Origin of the sequence: Hyphomonas sp., assembly GCF_041689225.1 — a bacterium.
Taxonomy (GTDB): Bacteria; Pseudomonadota; Alphaproteobacteria; order Caulobacterales; family Hyphomonadaceae; genus Hyphomonas.
In genome coordinates, this window is the sequence record NZ_JBDNGN010000165.1 from 1 (window position 1) to 4,149 (window position 4,149).

Below are 4,149 nucleotides of genomic sequence, written 5' to 3' on the forward strand. Positions count from 1 at the left end.
CCCCAACGAGCGAGGCGTTCTGGAAGTCTGCGCGCAGATTCCGAACCGCCTGCCGAGCGAAAAGCAATGCCTTGTCGCCATGAAGGTCCTGTCAGTGCTTGAAGACCGTGGGTTCAAGGCATGAGCCGCATTCGTAACGCGCCCGATGCATCATCGCTCATGGCGACCGCGCGGAGTTTCGGAAACTATGACCTTGCCGGCGCGCTGGCAGACATTATCGACAATTCGATCTCGGCAGATTGCCGCAACATAGATATCACCTGTGACTATTCCGACAGCGGCGATTGTTCGGTCCGGATTCGCGACGACGGGAAAGGTATGGACCGCGACGAACTCTTCCGAGCTATGTGCCCGGCCAGCACTCACCCGGATCTCGAGCGCGCAAAGGATGATCTAGGCCGCTTCGGATGGGGTATGAAGTCAGCCTCCTTCTCTCAGTGTCGGATATTGACGGTCATTTCGAAAAAGAAGGGCCGTGTTCAAGCCGCTCGCTGGGACCTCGACAATATTACTGACTGGGAGATGGATTTCTTCGATGAAGATGCGGCGCAGGCGCTTCTCGTCGAACCTCTGGACGGAGAAAGTGGAACCGAACTCGTCTGGTCAAACTGTGACCGACTGTCAGAGTCCGGCTCGATAACTCGTGACGAGTTTACCGAGCTGATGTCGGAGGCAAGGCAAAAACTGTCTCAGATCTTTCACCGGTATATTGGCGGAGACGATGGGCGCTTTCCGCGCATTCGGATCAGCATGAACAGAACGCCGCTCCAGGAGACAGATCCCTTCTGTCGAAAACATCCTGCCACGATCGCCGCGCCCGAAGAACCCATGGACATCAGCGCCGGGGGCGTGTCCCATCACGTAGTAATGCAGGCTTTCGTCCTGCCACACTATTCGAAACTGAGCGGGACAGATTATGAGGCATTTGGCGGCAGGGAAGGTTATATCCGCAACCAGGGATTCTACGTCTACCGCAACCGACGCCTTATCATTTCAGGAACCTGGTTTGGTCTTGCCAAGCATGGTGAGCTTTCGAAGCTCGTACGGGTCAGAATCGACATTCCCAACTCTCTGGACGAAATCTGGAAGATTACACTGGACAAATCAGATGCGCAGCTCCCCTCTTCGCTGCGGGCGCGAATGCGTGAGCTAGTCGCCGGCTTCCGGAATACGTCACACAAGGTTCACCGCTCCAAGGGTGCCAAATTGGGTGATGACAAGGCTTCGCCTGTCTGGTCGCGCCGGGTCCGGAACGGCGTCATCCGCTACGCCGTCAATCCAGAACATCCTCTGCTAGCAGCGCTGAAGTCGGACATGACGTCCACCCAAACGGTGCTCCTGGAAAGCTTCCTCAGCATGGTTGGAACGCAAGTGCCGGTCGATGCGATCGGCGGTGAAGTTTCCTCGGATGCGGACAGCGTCCAACGCGGATTTGTCACCAGGGAAGAACTGGTCCGCTTTCTGCAAGCGTCTCTGCCAGGGCTCATGCTGCATGCAGGATCGCCTTCAGCATTGCGCGAACTCCTCCGTCAAACCGAACCTTACGCCGCGAATATCAAAATCGTCGAAGAAGAACTGAAGGGACTACTCGAACATGGCTGACACGGACGCTGTTCACACCGCGGCACTGATCTCCTATTTCAAGACAAAACTGTCTGCTCAGCGCGTGACCGAAACTCTGATCGAGAAAACGGTCGACGAAGATCCGTTCGCGGCCAACCTCGACCCCAAAACCCGCATGCGCATCATCCGGACCCTGAAGCTTGAGCTTTTCATCACTCAGGAAAGCGGGGCGATTATCAGCTCTGAATGCAAGCCTTGGCTTGCCGCCCGAAAGGGGGAGATCGACAGCTATTACTGGAACCGTCTGCGCGACTACATGATCGGGACAGGAGAACTGCCTGCCGGAATTGTCTCGCGCCTCGACACAGTCACAGATCAGATCCTCGATTGCTGCGGCGACCCTTTGGTCCCGGGAAAGTGGTCATCGCGCGGTATGGTCATGGGGCACGTCCAGTCGGGAAAGACGACCAATTACGGCGCGCTCATCTGCAAGGCAGCTGATGCAGGATACAAGGTCATCATTCTTCTCGCCGGCATTACGAACTCTCTTCGATCCCAGACCCAGCAACGGATGGATGAGTATTTCATTGGCCGCAAGTCGGTCTTCAACGCCGCTGCCCAAGCCCCTCTTCCGATCATCAATTACTCCGGATCGAGACAAAGGAAGCCAGACTTCGGAACGTCGCGGGACCAGGATTTCAGCCGGCACAATGCCGTTGTCGGCGCATCCTTCTCGTCTCTGAAGGAACCGAAAATCTTCGTCATAAAGAAGAACAAGCAGGTTCTTGAAAACCTAAACACCTGGATCAGCGATCAGGCGAATGGGCAGAAGATCAATGAGCCTCTCCTGATGATCGATGACGAGGCCGACAATGCTTCCATCAACACACACAAGGACCCGGGCCGGTCCACCGCGATCAATGCCGCGATCAAGGCCACACTCGCGCAGTTCAACCGGTCAACCTTCATCGGGTATACAGCTACGCCTTTTGCGAACATCTTTATCGACCCGCAATCAATCGACGAGCTCAAACAGGAAGACCTCTTTCCCAGAAACTTCATCAAAGCGCTGGAACCACCATCCAATTATTGCGGCGCTGCGCGTTACTTCTCTGGGGACGGCAATCTGAAAGACAAGAGCGTGGTCAAAATTGACGACTATGGCGACGTTCTTCCGTTGTCACACAAGAAGACACATCCCCTAGAAACTATTCCGCCAACACTCGAAACCGCTGTCCGGGCCTTTGTACTCGCCCGTGCCATCCGCATCTTACGTGGAGACGGCAAAAAGCATGCAACCATGATGGTAAATGTCAGCCGATTCAATGATGTGCAGGAAAAGCTCGAAGGTCACATCTATGCCTATCTGACAAAACTCAAGCAAGCGATCGCACTCTGGGCCGGATCTGAAAATGCCATGTCCGATCCTGTCATTCGGGCATTGCAGGAAACTTACCAGACTGAGTATGCCGGAACAATTATCGACGATGATCCGATTTCATTCGCGTCGCTTCTGCCAGTGCTCGCGGAGGCGGCTTCACCCATTGTTGTCACCACGGTCAACATGCGCAAGAAATCGAGTGCGCTGAACTATGATGCCAACAAAGCAGAAGGTCTCCATGTCATCGCAATCGGCGGGCTCGCGCTTTCCCGGGGCCTGACTCTTGAGGGACTCGTCACGACGTACCTCCTGCGAAATGTCGGTGCATCTGATACTCTGATGCAGATGGCCAGATGGTTCGGGTACAGGACCAATTATGAGGACCTCTGCCGTACCTACCTGCCCAAGGATGCAATCGGGCATTACGAAGAAACACATTCGTCGATTGAAGAGTTGCGCGCAGAAATCGACCGCATGGAGTTGATTGGCGCAACGCCGCTCGATTTCGGTCTCAAAGTACGCCAGAGCGAAACCGGCATCAGGATCACTGCGGCGAACAAGATGCGAACAGCGACTGAGATGCGACTGGCCGCCGGATATTCCGGTCGCTTTGTTCAGGCTCATGCCATCCACAATCGCAAAGTAGTGAACGACAAGAACCTGAAGACTGGATCTGAATTCTTGCGCTCACTTGGGCATCGCTCGAACGATCATGATCATCATCACTACTGGACGAACATTGAAGGGCTGGACGTCTTGCGACTGATTGGCGACTTGGAATTCCCACGAGAAATCCAGCCGCTCTGGAAGCTTGAAGGGCGCCGATCCCTGCTATCAGATTACGTTTCCGATCGGCTGGGCGACGAACTGAGCAAGTGGGACGTTTGCCTGGCTACACGATCGAGTTCGGCTCCAGACGTCAACCCAGTCACGGATTTCCTTCCTGATGAGTCCATCTACCCGGTGGTGAGGTCCTCCGCCGAATTGGATGAGAAGAATCAGGCAGTCTACAGATTCTCCGGCAGCAAGAATGCTGTCGCAGATCAAGATACTGCAATGATCGGACTCACTCAGGAAGAGATCGAGACAGCGAAAAGTCTTTCCAAGGTGGCATTCGAAAACCGATTCTGCCAGGTACGACGGAGACCTCTGCTTGTGATATTCCTCGTCGACCCAAAAGCAGGCGGCGACGAATATCAGATAAA

At 54.7% G+C, this 4,149-nt stretch carries 2 protein-coding genes; both read left to right on the forward strand.

Features of this window, described 5'->3' with window-relative positions:
• Positions 1-159: 159 nt before the first annotated feature.
• Complete coding sequence (locus tag ACESNB_RS16460; RefSeq protein ID WP_373009297.1) at positions 160-1,602, forward strand: ATP-binding protein; 1,443 nt, start codon at positions 160-162, stop codon at positions 1,600-1,602.
• Positions 1,595-4,149, forward strand: a 2,555-nt coding sequence (locus tag ACESNB_RS16465; protein WP_373009295.1) for a Z1 domain-containing protein, incomplete at its 3' end; no start/stop codon positions are given. The genes ACESNB_RS16460 and ACESNB_RS16465, both read left to right, overlap by 8 nt.